The 14,013-nt window shown below is 65.1% G+C and carries 10 protein-coding genes and 3 pseudogenes; 9 read left to right on the top strand and 4 right to left on the bottom strand.

The annotated features are described in order from the left end of the window. The first annotated feature begins 14 nt into the window (after positions 1–14). From AC1RWI_RS04080 to AC1RWI_RS04070, 3 genes and pseudogenes are all read left to right on the top strand, one after another. Positions 15–206 (top strand): DUF2188 domain-containing protein, encoded by a 192-nt coding sequence (locus AC1RWI_RS04080; protein ID WP_043346871.1) that lies wholly within the window; start codon positions 15–17, stop codon positions 204–206. Between the two features lie 212 nt (positions 207–418). Further along, positions 419–592 (top strand): annotated as a pseudogene (locus AC1RWI_RS04075) (DNA-binding response regulator); the annotation flags it as partial. Between the two features lie 102 nt (positions 593–694). Next, the gene (locus AC1RWI_RS04070) at positions 695–1,117 is read left to right on the top strand and encodes an Hsp20/alpha crystallin family protein (protein WP_043346868.1); all 423 of its coding nucleotides are present in this window, start codon (positions 695–697) and stop codon (positions 1,115–1,117) included. 155 nt (positions 1,118–1,272) lie between these two features. Here the strand turns inward: AC1RWI_RS04070 and AC1RWI_RS04065 are convergent, their stop codons facing one another. The 4 genes and pseudogenes from AC1RWI_RS04065 to AC1RWI_RS04050 all read right to left on the bottom strand — a co-directional run bounded on the left by AC1RWI_RS04065 (position 1,273) and on the right by AC1RWI_RS04050 (position 4,076). Further along, positions 1,273–3,048, bottom strand: a complete 1,776-nt coding sequence (locus tag AC1RWI_RS04065) for a PHA/PHB synthase family protein (protein WP_236701906.1) — start codon at positions 3,046–3,048, stop codon at positions 1,273–1,275. 8 nt (positions 3,049–3,056) lie between these two features. Continuing rightward, positions 3,057–3,188: pseudogene (locus tag AC1RWI_RS04060) on the bottom strand (SDR family oxidoreductase); the annotation flags it as partial. A 48-nt stretch (positions 3,189–3,236) separates the two neighbouring features. Next, positions 3,237–3,407 (bottom strand): annotated as a pseudogene (locus AC1RWI_RS04055) (YgaP family membrane protein). Between the two features lie 174 nt (positions 3,408–3,581). Next, positions 3,582–4,076: a hypothetical protein gene (locus AC1RWI_RS04050; RefSeq protein WP_492864720.1), complete on the bottom strand. Its 495-nt coding sequence runs from the start codon at positions 4,074–4,076 to the stop codon at positions 3,582–3,584. A gap of 367 nt (positions 4,077–4,443) precedes the next feature. Between AC1RWI_RS04050 and AC1RWI_RS04045 the strand changes: the two genes are divergently transcribed. From AC1RWI_RS04045 to AC1RWI_RS04020, 6 genes are all read left to right on the top strand, one after another. Further along, a complete protein-coding gene (locus tag AC1RWI_RS04045; RefSeq protein WP_492864718.1) occupies positions 4,444–4,911 on the top strand; it encodes a CBS domain-containing protein in 468 nt (155 codons plus the stop codon). Positions 4,912–5,123: 212 nt separating this feature from the next. Next, positions 5,124–7,835: a magnesium-translocating P-type ATPase gene (gene mgtA, locus AC1RWI_RS04040; RefSeq protein WP_492864716.1), complete on the top strand. Its 2,712-nt coding sequence runs from the start codon at positions 5,124–5,126 to the stop codon at positions 7,833–7,835. Between the two features lie 133 nt (positions 7,836–7,968). Beyond that, the gene (locus AC1RWI_RS04035; RefSeq protein ID WP_492864714.1) at positions 7,969–9,318 is read left to right on the top strand and encodes a phosphoribosyltransferase family protein; all 1,350 of its coding nucleotides are present in this window, start codon (positions 7,969–7,971) and stop codon (positions 9,316–9,318) included. A gap of 236 nt (positions 9,319–9,554) precedes the next feature. Then, positions 9,555–10,340, top strand: a complete 786-nt coding sequence (locus AC1RWI_RS04030) for a polysaccharide deacetylase family protein (protein WP_236701904.1) — start codon at positions 9,555–9,557, stop codon at positions 10,338–10,340. Continuing rightward, entirely contained in the window at positions 10,337–11,611 is a 1,275-nt protein-coding gene (locus AC1RWI_RS04025; RefSeq protein WP_492864711.1) for a putative glycoside hydrolase, read from the top strand. The genes AC1RWI_RS04030 and AC1RWI_RS04025 overlap by 4 nt, the downstream gene beginning before the upstream one ends. Beyond that, on the top strand, positions 11,608–13,989 hold the full coding sequence (locus AC1RWI_RS04020) for an exo-beta-N-acetylmuramidase NamZ domain-containing protein (protein WP_492864709.1): 2,382 nt from the start codon (positions 11,608–11,610) through the stop codon (positions 13,987–13,989). Before AC1RWI_RS04025 ends, AC1RWI_RS04020 begins: the two co-directional genes overlap by 4 nt. The last annotated feature ends 24 nt before the right edge of the window (positions 13,990–14,013 follow it).

Raw genomic sequence — 14,013 nt, 5'->3', positions numbered from 1 at the left:
GGATGGAGTGAAACATGCCCTGGGACGCGGACTACTATCCAGCTTCGATGAAACACCTGGCCCCTGACACACGGGAGAAGGCCATCGAGATTGCCAACGCCCTGCTGCGCGAAGGCATGGACGAGGGCATGGCCATCCGCATCGCCACGGCGAGGGCGCGACAGTGGACCGCACAGCATGGCGGGATTGCCGGGCCGAGCGCATAGGCTCGGCGTTCTCGCGATGGCTGGCTGTGGGTACGCGGCTCATGAACCTTGCTCCGGCGGATGCCTGCTTCCTGATGCCAGCATTGTTTAGCTTGGATGCATAGGTCTTGATGCAGGACAAGGATGTTGCCGATCGGGCAGCAGAGGTAGTAAAGGACAGGGATACGCAAAGTCTCTGCCATACGGCGCCGCGCTGCAAGCGCGGCAAGGTACGGCTGATGCCGGACGGGCCACTGCGGTCGGGCGTGTTTGCCGCCTTGTGCGTCAGCGCCAAGACCGTGAGCACCTAAAAGATGCGGCTGATGGAAAAGCTGCGGTTGCCCAGCGAAGCGGCACTGGTGCGCTATGCGATCCGGCATCGCCTGTGTGGCGAAGGCGAAATCTAGCTCCGCCGCGCTTGATCTGGGACAAGGTGCCATCAGCGCGCTATGCCACCATGAACCGGAGGTCCGCTCCTCTTGCGGGCCGTTCACCCCAAGGAGGCAACAATGCGCAATCTCAGGATTTATGATCCGCTGTCGGTCGAACCGGTCGGTGACATGTTGCAAGGCATGCTACGCGCCTTGCGTGGCACCAATGATGGCGGATTTGCGTTCAAGGTCGACGTGACGGAGACCGACAAGGCTTACAGCCTGGTCGCGGAGATTCCCGGCGCTAAGAAGGAGGATATCGAAGTCTGCGTCGATCGCGGCACGGTGATGATCTCAGCCAAGGTGGAAAAGTCCTCCGAGCAGAAGGAAGGTGAGCGCGTGATCCGGCGTGAGCGCTACAGCGGCGCGATGCAACGCGCCTTCACGCTTGACAGCGCCGTGGACGAAGGCAAGGTGGATGCCAGCTACGAGAACGGTGTCCTTCGGGTGGTACTGCCCAAGAAAGAAGCCTCGCCGCAACAGCGTGTGACGATCCGCTGACATGGTGTTTTCCGGGGCCGCCCACGGGCATCAGCGCAGCCAATGCACAGGGCACGTCATGGAATACCGGACAGTGCCGGTCAGGCCCGGCCTGACCGTCGGGCCATCGCGGTGGATGGCATCAATGCGCGCGGGCTCGCGTCGCAACGGTCTGCCTAACCCTCCAGCACGTAGCTCCCGGGTGCGTCGGCGAGCGCGCCGTGCGCCGCGTCGCGCGCGGGGACCCGGCCGGTGGAGTGTGACGCCAGCCAGGCCTGCCAGCAGGGCCACCAGGATCCCTCATGCCGTCGCGCGGTCGAGAGGTAGCGTTCGGGGCTGCCATAGGTTGCCTGCGCCGCGCGCGTTTCCACCCGGTATCGGCGGCCGGGATGCGAAGGGTCGGCCACGATGCCGGCATTGTGGCCGCCCGAGGTTAGCAGGAACGTCAACGGCGCCGACGTCAGCAGATGCAGCTTGTAGACCGAGCGCCAGGGCGAGACATGGTCATGTTCCGTGCCGACCGCGAAGATCGGCATGCCGATGTCTGACAGGGCGACGGGGCGGCCATCCACGCAATAGCGTCCTTCCGCCAGGTCGTTGTTGAGGAACAGCTTGTGCAGGCACTCCGAATGCATGCGAAAGGGCAGGCGGGTGACGTCCCGGTTCCATGACACCAGGTCGTTGGGGCGCAGCCGCTTGCCGAGCAGGTACTCGCTCATCATGCGGGACCAGACCAGGTCGCGCGAATGCAGCATCTGGAAAGCGGCTGCCATCTGGGGACCGTCCAGGTAACCTTGCTGGCGCATCATCGCGTCCAGCGTGGACAAGGCGCTGCTGTCGATGAACAGGCCGAGTTCTCCTGGCTCGGTAAAGTCCGTCTCGCTGGCGAACAAGGTCAGGCTTTGCAGGGGCAAGCCACTGTCGTCGCGGCTAAGCGCCGCCGCGCAGATCGACAGCAGCGTGCCGCCCAGGCAATAGCCGGCGGCGTGGATACGCGTATCGGGGCAGCGCTCCCGCACCGCGTGCAAGGCGGCCCGCACGCCGAGGCGCAGGTAATCGTCAAGCCCGAGGTCGCGCGCATCGGCACCCGGGTTCTTCCACGAGATCATGAAGACCGTGTGGCCTTGCTCGACCAGGAAGCGCACCATCGAGTCCCGCGGCTGCAAGTCCAGGATGTAGTACTTCATGATCCAGGAAGGCACGATCAGCACTGGCTCCCGCCATACCTCGGCGCTGGCTGGCGCGTACTGGATCAGCTCGATCAGGGCATTGCGGAACACCACCTTGCCGGGCGTAACGGCGACATCCCGTCCTACCTTGAAGGTGGGCGGGCGACGCAACTTTGGTTCGCGTGACAGGTCCGCCACCACGTCCTGCATATCGTGCAGCCAGTGCTGGATCCCGTTGACGAAATTGCCGCCGGCGCTGGCAGCGGCGGCCTGCAGCACCACGGGATTCAGCCACCAGGCATTGCCGGGCGAGCAGGTATCGAACATCTGCCGCGCGCAGAACGACACGATCCGCTCATGGTGCGGGGATACGCCACGCAGCCCGTGCGTCAGCGACGCCCATAGCGCCTCGTTGTTGTGAAAGGCATCGCGCCAGAAGCGGAAAGGCCACTGCGACCAGGCGGGATCGGCGAAGCGCAGGTCGGACGGCGGCGCCGTTGCGCCGGGTGCTGGTTGCGCAGTGGCCGGACCGGGCAACATGCCGCCGGTCGCGGCAATCATTGCGCTCATCCACTCTCCCAGGGACGCGTCGACCTTGCCAGGGGAGACGGCCAGGTGCAACGCCCAGTCCAGTCCGGCCAGCCAGAACGAGGCAAGCGACATGCCCTGCGTCGCGCAGGCCAGCGTAGAGCGCACTTGCTCGTCGAACTGGTCCGGTGCGGCATCGATGGGAGCGCAGCCGCATTCCGCCTCGGGTGCGGCGGCAAGTTCACGGGTTGGCATAGGGGCGTTCATTGCATGTGCTGCCCGCCATTGATGGCGATATTGGCGCCGGTGACAAACGCTGCGTCATCGGAGCACGTGAGGGTAATCGGCGCCGCGACCTCTTCCGGGCGCCGAAGCCTGCCGGCGGGGGCCACGGGCGAAGGCAGGCCGGATCAGTCGGGCTTTCCGCCCGAGGCCGGGCAGGTTCAGACACCGAGCAGGCTGTAGAGTGGACAGATGCGGACGAGCCCTGTCAGGACCAGGATGACGCCAATCCATCCTTACACGCCGATCGTGCCGGTGACGGCAAGGCCGATCAGGGCCAGGCCGACAACGATCCTGAACGTGCGGTCAACCGTACCGATATTGGTTTGCACGGCGTCATCCCCTCGATAGCTCGTTAAATGCAGATGCGGCGTTGCCGGGGTCGTTTCGCGATTCCGACCACAGGAACCCAATATAGCCAGATGGCTGCCGGTGGCTTTGATCTATGGCAACTTTGACACGTACTAGCGCTGAAGCGTACGCAATGCCGTCAAACGGCTCCGGTGTCACCGGCCGCGTCGGGGGCACTTCGAATCGCAATAGATCCAGTCGTCTTCCATCTCGTTGACGCGCAGGCGAAACAGGTAGCTGACCGGGGCATGCCCGGCAGTGAACCGGCGCGTCTGGCTGTCGCCTTGATACTCGGCACGCAAGGTATAAGCACCGGCCGGCAGTCGCATGTATAGCAAGGGACCGGACGCGACTACCCGCAGACGCCGCTTGCCGTTGCTATCCACCACGGATACCACGACGTCGGACAGCGCCTCGCCGCCCTTCGCATTGTAGAAGCCAAGCCGCACATTGAAGCGGCCCGCCATCGAGCGAATGGCTTTCACCTCATCGTCGCCGATACCGCCGGACACATAGGGGATCCCGTTCATCTCCTGTACCTGAAGCGGGGTATCGGCATACGGTCGCGCCCCATGGACGGGCAACGCTGGTTCGATGAGCCCGATCAACGCCGCTGCCGCGAGACAGGCGACGACACGCTTGCTAGCCATGATGGTTTTGGTCCGCATTAATTGCCGGCCTCAACAGGGCGGCGACAGTTACAGTATTGCCGGCGAAGCCACGCGTGGCTTGATCCAGCGCAATGCGACGCAAGGTGGACCGCGCAGCCGGCTATTTTCTTGCCCCGTTGTGAGGCCACTCTGGCAAGCAGGTTTCGCACAAGGCCTGATACAGCTCGTCCTCCTGCGCGTCCTCCTGCGCCGCGCTGCAGGCGCAATTGATCTGCGTCAATGGCTGCTGAGCGCCCGACATTAGACTGAATGCATGGCACCGGCGTGCCTTGATCCCCCCTGAGCATCGCCGGCGAACGCTACGGGAATCTGAATCGGCACAAACCCAGGTCAAGCCAGGAGAAGCATGATGAGGATCGAAGAGATTTGCTCGCTGTCCGCCGTTCATATCCCGCGTACGTGCACGCTGCGCGACGCTGCGGTGCAGATGCGCGACCGCCACGTTGGCGCGCTGGTGGTGACGGAGCCATTCGGAGGCGGCCAGCGCGCGATGGGCATCGTCACGGATCGCGACATCGTGCTGCAGAGCACCGCCGCAGGCACGGTGCCCGCGGAGGCGACTGTTGCGGACGTGATGACGCGCGGCGTGGTGGCGATCGGCAAGGATGCAGGCATCGACGACGCGTTGCAGACGATGCTGGCGCACGGCGTGCGCCGCCTCGCGGTAACGGATGCCGAAGCGGTGGTGGGCGTACTGTCGCTGGACGATATCGTTGATGCCCTTGGCGCTCAGTGGAACATGCTCGCCAGCGTGCTGCACAACGAGCGGGAACACGAACGTTCCGGCAGCGTGCAGACACCGCTGCACCTCTGAGTGGCGGGTGGGGCTTCTCCCGTGCCCAATGTCCGATGTCTGTCCCGGAACCCGCGGGACCGGACGGTGCGGTCCAGTGCAGCACACGGACAAGAGAGCAAGAACATGGGTTCCGGTATCCTCAAACTCGCCGGCAAGCTGCTGGTCAATGACCGGGCGAGGTTCACCGGCCTGCTTGCCAGGGCTGCGCTAGCACAGGCAAGGGCGCGTTCATGATTGGCCGGGCGATCCAGTACCTGGGCGGGATGGTGGGCCGGCTACGGCACCGGCCTGTCGCATCGGGGCAAGGCGCGGCAGGTACTGCGCCGACTGGCAGGCAGAAGCCGGCCTCGTCTGGCGGCATACCGGACGCGTTGCTACGGGCCGCCGGCTTGCCGCAAGCGACCCTGCTCCAGCAGCTGGATACCAGCCTGGAGGGGCTGACAGGCGCCGAGGCCACCCTGCGCCTGCAAAACCTCGGCCCCAACCTGGTGGAACATGAGCGTCCGCGCCCGGCGGTGCTCGACCTGCTGCGCCGTTTGCTCAATCCGCTCAATGTGATGCTGCTGACCCTGGCAGCGGTATCCTCAGCCATCCGAGACTACGACGCGGCCGCGGTGATCGCCCTGATGGTGATGCTCAGCGTTGGCCTGGCCACCGTGCAGGAGCGCCGCTCCGGACGTGCTGCAGCGGCGCTGCGCGCCATGGTGCATACCACCGCCGCCACGCAGCGCCGGTCGCAGCCGGGGGCATTACCCATCACCAGCGAACTGCCAATCGGCGCACTGGTGCCGGGCGACATCGTTCATCTGGCGGCGGGTGACCTTGTTCCCGCGGATGCCCGGCTGCTGGCTTCGAAAGATCTGTTCGTTAACCAGTCAGCGCTGACCGGCGAATCGCTGCCCGTGGAGAAGTTCGCGCTGGAGAGCGCCAGCGGCGACGAGCCCGGCACGCTGGAGAACATCGTGCTGATGGGCACGGCCGTGGCCAGTGGAAGCGCGACCGTGGTGGTGGTGCTGACCGGGCCGCGCGCCGTGTTTGGCGGCATCGCCCGCTCGTTGTCCGAGGAAACCTCCGGTACCGTGTTCGAGCAAGGCCTGCAGCGCTTCGCGCGCCTGATGATCGGCCTGATCGTGATCCTTGCGCCGCTGGTGTTCCTGATCAATGGGCTGACCAAGGGCGACTGGCTGGAGGCGCTGCTGTTCGCGGTGGCAGTCGCCGTGGGGCTGACCCCCGAGATGCTGCCGATGCTGGTAACGGTGAACCTGGCAAAAGGCGCGCTTGCCATGTCGCGCCGCAAGGTGATCGTGAAACACCTCAGCGCCATCCAGAACCTGGGCGCCATGGATATCCTGTGCACCGACAAGACCGGCACCTTGACGCAGGACCGCATCATCCTGAAGAAGCATGTGGACCTGGCGGGGCAGGAGACCGCGCGCGTGCTGGAATTCGCCTACCTGAACAGCTACCACCAGTCCGGCTTGCACAACCTGCTGGACAAGGCGGTGCTCCTGCATGACGAGGTCGGCGAAACGCTCCGGCTGGAGGGTGGCTACCGCAAGATCGACGAAGTGCCGTTCGATTTCGAGCGCCGTCGCATGTCGGTTGTGGTGGACGGGCCCCACGGCAGGCTCCTGGTCTGCAAGGGAGCGGTGGAGGAAGTGTATGCCGCATGCGCCAGCGCCGAGCTCGGCGGGCGGGCGATGGCGCTTGACGACTCGCACCGCCATTCGCTGATGTCGGTGTGCAATGCACTCAACGAAGACGGCTTCAGGGTGATCGCGATCGCCTACAAGCCTTTGCCGCCGGCGCCGGATACACAACCTTACTCGGTGGCGGACGAGTCCGCCCTGATCCTGCTTGGCTATATCGCCTTCATCGACCCGCCCAAGGATAGCGCGGCACCGGCGCTGGCCGCGCTGCGCGACAGCGGCATCGAAGTCAAGGTATTGACCGGCGACAGCCCGGTGATCGCGCGCAAGATATGCCGGGAAGTCGGCCTTGACGTGGGTCGGGCCGTACTCGGCGCGGAACTCGACGGACTCACGCCGCAAGCGCTGGGGGAGCTTGCCGAGCGCACGCAACTCTTCGCCAAGCTGGCACCGGCGCACAAGGCGGCCATCGTCAAGGCCCTGCGCGGGCGCGGACGGGTGGTGGGGGTGCTCGGCGATGGCATCAACGACGGGCCCGCGCTAAACGCGGCCGACGTGGGCATCTCGGTGGACAGCGGCGCGGATATCGCCAAGGAGTCCGCCAGCATCATCCTGCTGGAAAAGAGTCTGCTGGTCCTGCACGACGGCGTGATCGAAGGCCGTAAGGTCTTTGCCAACCTGCTCAAGTACCTGCGCATGGGTGCGAGTTCCAACTTCGGAAATATGTTCAGCGTACTCGGCGCGAGTGCCTGGCTGCCGTTCCTGCCGATGGCGCCGATCCAGGTGCTGACCAATAACCTGCTCTACGATTTTTCGCAGACGGCGCTGCCTACCGACAACGTGGACGACGATGCCGTCAGCCGCCCGCGCCGATGGGAGATCGGCAAGCTCGGCCGCTATATCCTGTGCATCGGCCCGATCAGCTCGTTGTTCGACTACGTCACCTTTGCGACGCTCTACTGGATACTGGGCGCTAGCACGCCGGCTCAGCAGCACCTGTTCCAGACCGGCTGGTTCCTGGAGTCGCTGCTGTCGCAGACCTTGATCGTTCATGTGATTCGCACAAGACACGTTCCCTTTGTGCAAAGCCGTGGCAGCACCGCGCTGATTGCCACCACATTGGCGATTTGCCTGATTGGCATCTGGCTGCCTTACTCGCCGCTCGCACAGCCGCTGGGCCTGCTGCCTCCGCCCGGCATGCTCTGGCTATTCCTGCCGCCGATCATCCTTGGCTATTGCTGCCTGACCTATGCCCTGCGCGGATGGCTGATCGGTCGGTTTTCGATCGATTGAGGCGCTATCGATGGGGTCGTGGCCCAATATTTGACATGGCACAAGAACTGGCTATGCCAACGGCTTAATCTGGGTGCAAGCCGGAACTAACTCGCAGCGCGCAGCCGCTGCCCGAAGGATGGGAGGCAAATCGATGAGTCCGCCACTTGCCCGTTTCGCGAGCCGGGAAGAGGCCGCGGCGCAGCTAGCCGAGGCGCTCTCCAAGTATCGGGGCCAGCATCCCTTGATTCTCGCCATTCCGAAGGGCGGCGTACCCATCGGGCGCGGCCTCGCCGATGCGCTGGAGGGGCAACTCGATGTGGTACTGGTCAGCAAGCTGATCGGCCCGGACGATGGCGTCGCCGCGGTTGGCGCCGTGACCGAGAATGGCTGGACCTACCGCGTGAAGAACCCGGCGGTCGGGCAGCCCGCTCCCACGCATTTTGCCCAGGAGCGGCTGGCAAAGCTTGATCTGCTGAAGCAGCAATGCGCGATCTACACGTCGCAGCGTGCGCGGCTTGACCCGCATGGCCGCATCGTGATCCTGGTGGACGACGGACTCTGCACTGGCGCCACCATGATGGCGGCGATCCACGCGGTACGCAGGCGGCAGCCAGCCTGGCTGGTTTGCGCAGTCCCCGTGGGCGCGCCCCAAGGGCTGGCGGCGGTCCGTGCCAGCGTCGACGAGGTGGTATGCCTGAACGCCGACGGGCCGGATCACGATATCCGCCATGCCTACCAGTGCTTTCCGGAGGTGGAGGACGGAAAAGTCCGCGCATTGCTCTGGCGCGATATCGAACCGCGCAATGCCGAGGCCAGCGCAAGGAAGACCCTTGCGACCGCCGTGCCGGTTGGCATCTTGTGCGACGGCATCAGGCTGCATGGCGTGCTCGACGCCCCCGTCAGTCCTATAGGATTGGTGCTGATGGTACATGCCAATGGCATCGATGACCATGCCGTGCGCAACCAGTATGTGGCGAGGAAGCTGCGCGCCAGGGGGCTGGCCACGCTGCTGGTGGACCTGATCGGGCCAAGGGAGGCGATGCGCACGGAAAAGCGCCGGGACATTGCCATGCTGGCCGGCAGGCTGCGGATGGTAATGCAGGCGGTGCCCGGCTTCGTGCACTCGCGGCTGCGTTTGCCGGCGGTCCTGCTTGGCTGCTTTGGCACCGGCACCGCTGCGGCGGCTGCATTGAGCGTGGCGGCGGAGCAAGGGACGGATCTGCGCGCGCTGGTACTTGCCGCGGGACGCGTGGACTTGGCCGATGCGGACGCCGTGGGCAGCGTGACCATGCCTACGCTTCTCGTGGTGGGCGCCGGCGATCCGGAGGGCATTCGGAGAAACGACCTTGTGTTCGGCAGGCTTCGCTGTCCCCGGCAGCTGCGGCTGGTTGCAGGCGAGGGCAGGATATTCGAGGAACCCGCCGCGATAGAAGAACTGGCTGTGCTGACAGGGAGCTGGTTCTCGCAATTGCTTGCCGATGGGCAGGTCGCAGTCGTGTAGGCATGCCCGGGATATCGCTACTGCGCGTGCAGCGCGGCCTTGGTCCCGCGCTTGTCAAACAGGCTGGATCCGAACCCGGAGCCGGCAGGAGGCAGGCAACGGGAGAGGCCATGCATCGGAAGGGCCGACGGTATGGGCCTGCACTGTATCAAATGCTCTGCTTGGTGCTGCTATGCTTTTCGCTATCGGCTAGCCCGCTATCGGCTGGCGCGCAATCGGCTGGCGCGCAGCGACGGGTGCCCATCCTTGTCTATCATCGCTTCGGCCCTGTTGCCGCGGATGGCATGACAGTGCGAACGACGACGTTCGAAGCCCATCTGCGCATGCTTGCCGCGCAGGGCTACCACATCGTTGCCCTGGACGATGTCGTACGTTGGGTCGAAGGCGGTCCCGATTTTCTTCCCGCGAATGCCGTTGCGATTACGGCGGATGATGGCCATCGGTCGGTGTTCGACGTGATGATGCCAATAGTCCAGCGTGAGCAAATCCCTGTCACCTTGTTTATCTATCCCTCGGCCATTTCGAACGCATCCTACGCGCTGACTTGGGACCAGCTGCGCGCGCTCAAGAAAACTGGCTTGTTCTCGGTGCAATCGCACAGCTTCTGGCATCCGAACTTCAACACCGAACGCAGGCGCCTGGCGCCGGCGGCGTTTCGTGCATTGGCACATGACCAGTTGCGGCGCGCGCGCGAACGTCTGGAGCAGGAGCTTGGCGGGTCCGTAACGCGGTTAGCATGGCCGTTCGGCATCTACGATCGGGAGCTCATGGAGATTGCCGCGAGCGAAGGCGTCGAGGCGGCCTTTTCGCTCGATGGCCGCCCGGTTACAAGGGATTCGCCGCTGCTCGCGCTGCCCCGGTTCTTGATGGTCGACGCCTGCGACGAGCGGTGCCTTGGCCGGCTGCTGGACGATATCGCCACGCAGCACGCATCGTCCGGCCCGCGCAATCGGGGCGCCGAGGGCGCAACTAGGCATGGTCCCCATTCCCAACCGCAATCGCAATCCAAGGTCTCGCAATGAGCACGCGCACACGTCATGCCTTGTGGTTCGTGCTTGCGCTGGCGGCGTGGCAGGCCGTTGCCGCGGACGCGCTCACCGGCACTGTTGTCGATGCTCGCTCTGGCGCCCCCGTGCATGGGGCCACCGTGGTCGTACTGGATACATCCGCGGCCTCTTCCCTGACCAGTGCGGATGGGACTTTTGTGATCCGGGCGCCAGTGCAGGGCGCTATCACGATCGGGGCGCGAGCCGCTGGCTATGGCCGTGCGCTCGCGGGGGCCAGAGGCGGCAACCCACTGCGGGTGGCGCTCACGCCGTTGCGGCCCAAGGCGGTCTACCTCTCGGTATTCGGCATTTCGAGCTCGGCGTTGCGCGATGCCGCGCTCGCCTTGCCGCAATCCAGCGCCATTAACGCGCTCGTGATCGATGTCAAGGGGGACCGTGGGATGACGCCTTACCGCAGCGCGGCGCGTGATGCCATCGGGGCGAGCGGGCGGGTGGAGGCACCTGCGCCCATGGTGCACGATTTCCCGGCTCTGCTGGCGGCGCTGCACGGGCGCAACTTGTACCTGATCGCACGCATCGTTGTCTTCAAGGACGAGCCGCTTGCCGCGGCGCACCCGGAATGGGCTGTGCGGGATGGCCGGGGCGATGTCTGGCGTGACCGAGAGGGGCTCAGATGGATCGATCCGTTTTCGGGAGACGCCCGGGAGCACAATCTGGACCTTGCGGAGGAGGCCGCGCGCATGGGCTTCGACGAAATCCAGTTTGACTACCTGCGCTTTCCGGACGCTGGCGGACTTCGCTTTGCTCAGACCAGCACGCGAGAAGCAAGGGTGGCTGCCATCACTGGCTTTCTCCGTGCGGCCCGCACACGGCTCGCCCGCTACAACGTGTACATCTCGGCGGACATCTTCGGCTACGTGTGCTGGAACCTCGACGACACGGCAATCGGCCAGCAGTTGGAACCCCTGGGTGCAGCGCTGGACTACATCTCGCCCATGCTCTACCCGTCCGGCTTCACCTGGGGCCTGCCGGGCTGCAGCAAGCCCGTGGAGCATCCCGGGGAGATAGTGGCCCGCTCCCTGGCCGAGGCCAAGAGGCGGACCGGGCTGCCGGGCGTGCGCTTCCGTCCCTGGCTCCAGGCATTCCGCGACTATGCATTTGATCATCGCGAGTTCGATGCCGATGAGATCCGGGCGCAAACGCAAGCCGCGGACTCCGCAGATACGGACGGGTGGATGCTTTGGAATCCACGCAACCAGTATGATTCCACGCAATTGCCAAGATGAGCACGCGCGACACCTTGCTCGCCGTACTCGCGATGCTGATCCTGGCATGCGAGCCGCCATCGGCGGCATCTGCCTCAGAGGCGCCCATTGAGGCGACGAGCCTTGCGCGTACCGATGCAGGCACGCGTGAGCAACTGCGCATCATCGTCGCCGGCCAGATCGAGGCCGGCAACGTACCCGGCGCCGTGGTGCTGGCGGGCGACGCCGAGCATATCCACTATCGTACCGCCGCCGGCCTGCGCGCCGTCCTCCCGGCGAGCGAGGCGATGCTCGCCAACACCGTGTTCGATCTCGCATCGGTCACCAAAGTCATCGCTACCACCACCGCCGTGCTGCAGTTGAACGAGCGCGGTTCGATTCTCCTGGATGCCCCGGTGGCGCAGTACTTACCCGAGTTCGGCGTCGCCGGCAAGGAGCGCGTCACGGTGCGCGAACTGTTATCGCATACCTCTGGATTGCCTGCGGGCCTGCCGCCGGGCCGACGCTCGGGCGGGGTGAACGACATAGTGCGGGAAGCAATGCGCCAGGCCCCAATTGCGCCGCCGGGGTCGCGCGTGATCTATAGCGACATCAATTTCATCGTGCTTGGCGAGCTGGTCCGGCGTGTCAGTGGGCAATCCTTGGACGCGTGGTGCCGCGAACAGATCTTTACGCCCTTGCGCATGCAGGACACGGGCTTTCTTCCCGGCCCGGCGGCGGCGCGCAGGATCGCGCCTACGGCGCCAAGAGGGGGGGAGATGCTTCGCGGGCGTGTTCACGACCCCATCGCTGCACGCATGGGGGGCGTGGCCGGCCATGCCGGACTGTTTTCCACTGCCGAGGATCTGGCCCGGTTCGCGCAAATGATCCTCAACGATGGACGCAGCGGCGCGGCCACGGTGCTGAAACCCGAGAGCGTGGCGCTGCTGGCAGCGCCGGCGTCGCCGCTGGCCGCCAATGCCTGGCGTGGTTTGGGATGGGCACTGGCCGCGCCGCTCGTCGCCAACCGTGACCGGCTACCGGCGCTGGGAATGATCGAGCAGACCGGCTACACCGGCACCGGCGTGTGGATCGACCTGGTGACCAAGCGCTTCGCTGTCATCCTGAGCAGCCGGCTGCATCCATACGACAGGGGGGACGCTGCACCGCTGCGTCAGCAAGTGCTGGCCCTGCTGGCTAGCGAGGCCGCTTCGGTCGCCATGGCAGCGATCACCCACGCCGTGCCAGGCACGGAGGTTGCCTTGGCTCAGGCCATGCGGCTGCCGCCCGCCGCAGGGCCGGTGCGCAGCGGCATCGATGTACTGGAGGCGCAAGCGTTCGCACCATTGTCGGGCTTGCGCGTGGGGCTGGTCACGAATCGCAGCGGATTCGATGGCAGGGGCGTGCGAACAGCGGATGCGCTGGCCCATGCGCCCGGTGTCACGCTGGCGGCGCTGTTTGCTCCCGAGCATGGCTTGGCCAGCGATATCGATGCCCCACTGGGAGATTCGTCCGACCCGGCAACCGGCGTGCCCGTGCATAGCCTTTACGACGGAAACAAGCGCTTTGCGCCAGCGGCGCTGGAAGGCGTGGATGCGCTGGTGTTCGACGTGCAGGACGCCGGTGTGCGCTTCTTTACCTACATCACGACGCTCGGCTACACGCTCGAAGCCGCCGCTGCCCGCGGCATCCCTGTCTTTGTGCTGGACCGGCCGAACCCGCTGGGCGCCGATGTGTTCGGCGGCCCGCTGCAGGACCCCGGCAAGCCGTCCTCATTTACCGGGTACTTTCCATTGCCGTTGGTGCATGGCATGACCGTAGGAGAGCTCGCCCGGATGTTCAATGCGCGCCTGCATATCGGCGCGGATCTCCGGGTCGTCGCCATGCAAGGCTACATCCGCCTCATGCGCTTTTCCGACACTGGACTTGGCTGGGTCCCGATCTCCCCAAATCTGCGCAATACAGAACAACTTGAGCTATATCCCGACCTCGGCATGATCGAAGGCGCGAATGTCAGTGTGGGGCGCGGCACGCCGACGCCATTCGAGCTGGTTGGCGCCCCATGGATTGCAGGGCGGGACCTGGCTGACTATCTCAAGAAGCTCGATACCAAGGCGAGGTTCGAAGTAACGAGCTTTGTGCCGACTGAAGGACGCTATCGCGGTCGGCTTTGCCATGGCGTGTCGATCAAGGCAGCGATAGGGAACACACCACCCGGGCGCCTGGGTCTTGCGCTGGCTATCGCGCTGCATGCGCTTTACCCGCGGCAATTCAACCTCCCTGCAATCCGCGCGTCGCTCGGTTCCGAGCGCGTCTGGCGCTTGATCGATGCGCACGCATCGCTGGCGGCGGTCGAAATGGCGGTGTCGACGCAAGGCGCGGACTTCGCGCAAGACCGGGCGCGATTTCTAATGTACTGAGTCGTGCCGCGTAGTAGCCCACGA

The organism is Cupriavidus sp. MPR-AND1C (genome assembly GCF_058809705.1).
The sequence above is the reverse complement of the archived record's forward strand: the minus strand, read 5'-3'. Positions and strand labels throughout refer to the sequence as shown.

What these genes read in the sequence shown, in the direction of transcription:
- AC1RWI_RS04080 (WP_043346871.1), top strand. Translation starts at nt 15, where the DNA reads ATGCCCTGGGACGCGGACTACTATCCAGCTTCGATGAAACACCTGGCC.
- AC1RWI_RS04070 (WP_043346868.1), top strand. Translation starts at nt 695, where the DNA reads ATGCGCAATCTCAGGATTTATGATCCGCTGTCGGTCGAACCGGTCGGT.
- AC1RWI_RS04065 (WP_236701906.1), bottom strand. Translation starts at nt 3,048, where the DNA reads ATGCCAACCCGTGAACTTGCCGCCGCACCCGAGGCGGAATGCGGCTGC.
- AC1RWI_RS04050 (WP_492864720.1), bottom strand. Translation starts at nt 4,076, where the DNA reads ATGGCTAGCAAGCGTGTCGTCGCCTGTCTCGCGGCAGCGGCGTTGATC.
- AC1RWI_RS04045 (WP_492864718.1), top strand. Translation starts at nt 4,444, where the DNA reads ATGATGAGGATCGAAGAGATTTGCTCGCTGTCCGCCGTTCATATCCCG.
- mgtA (WP_492864716.1), top strand. Translation starts at nt 5,124, where the DNA reads ATGATTGGCCGGGCGATCCAGTACCTGGGCGGGATGGTGGGCCGGCTA.
- AC1RWI_RS04035 (WP_492864714.1), top strand. Translation starts at nt 7,969, where the DNA reads ATGAGTCCGCCACTTGCCCGTTTCGCGAGCCGGGAAGAGGCCGCGGCG.
- AC1RWI_RS04025 (WP_492864711.1), top strand. Translation starts at nt 10,337, where the DNA reads ATGAGCACGCGCACACGTCATGCCTTGTGGTTCGTGCTTGCGCTGGCG.
- AC1RWI_RS04020 (WP_492864709.1), top strand. Translation starts at nt 11,608, where the DNA reads ATGAGCACGCGCGACACCTTGCTCGCCGTACTCGCGATGCTGATCCTG.